The following is an 884-nucleotide window of genomic DNA, read 5'->3' on the forward strand; positions in this document are numbered from 1 at the left end:
GCCGCTATCATCGAACCCCGGACCGGTGACGGCGCCAGACTCATCCCCGAAACGGAAACGCCATCCATCCGCCAGCTCCACGGCCTGACGCGGCGCGGCTTCAGCTTGCGCCGCCGGAGCCGCCACAGCAGCAACCACGCCTCCCCCCAGGCTCGTTCCCAGGAGAATCGCCGACACCATTGTTCTCATCATCGCCATGAAGCCTCTCCACACGCCGAAATCCGCCTCTGTGCTCTGCTTACCAGACTCCGGACCATATCATTACCAATAATGCCTACGTGGACAGACCTGATCTGACCAGAACAAATTCCCTCCAACGCCGCTGCGCTATTTCCTGCGCGAGCGGCGGCGGCAAAATGGGACTCTCGCCAAGGGCCGCCATGTCAGCTTTGGATCTGCAAAGTTTTGTGCCGGTCATTTGGAAGCATATTGCCCATTGAAGGAGGAGAGCGATATTCTAGAAAAGGGCTACGCAGTTCTTCGCTCGCCAGCGGCTGTGAAGTAAGCCATTGCCCATAGCTGGCGCCATGTATGGCCAGTGGAAACGATCTGTCGGGTTCTGCACATCAGCACGGCAGCTATCGTTCTGTCGATCCCGCCAGATCAGCAGGCAGGCACGCATGGACATGAAGATGTTGGCGCACATCCCGGAGCAGTCCAGCCTGAGCCTTGGCAGCTATGGCCACCCTTACATAACAATGGAGTTGTAGGAGGCTGGCCTAGATACCGGCGAACGCCGGTTTGATTGATAGTCACCATCGCTTGGGCGTGGCGGTTAACTGGCTCGATGGCAATTTCACGGCCGATACGCCCAACCGCAAGTGGGCAGGTGACATCAACCTAGAGTTTTTCTGATTCAGATTGAGGCATATCCTGCTCCGCTG

Annotated in this window: 1 protein-coding gene; it reads right to left on the bottom strand. The window is 57.8% G+C overall.

Annotated features, from left to right (window positions below):
* Nucleotides 1-198: hypothetical protein (locus tag MTR66_RS03545; RefSeq protein WP_243918003.1), on the bottom strand; the 198-nt coding region annotated here is incomplete at its 3' end.
* Between the last annotated feature and the right edge of the window lie 686 nt (nucleotides 199-884).

The sequence above is a fragment of the Novosphingobium beihaiense genome, from assembly GCF_022832375.1.
Classification (GTDB): domain Bacteria; phylum Pseudomonadota; class Alphaproteobacteria; order Sphingomonadales; family Sphingomonadaceae; genus Novosphingobium; species Novosphingobium beihaiensis.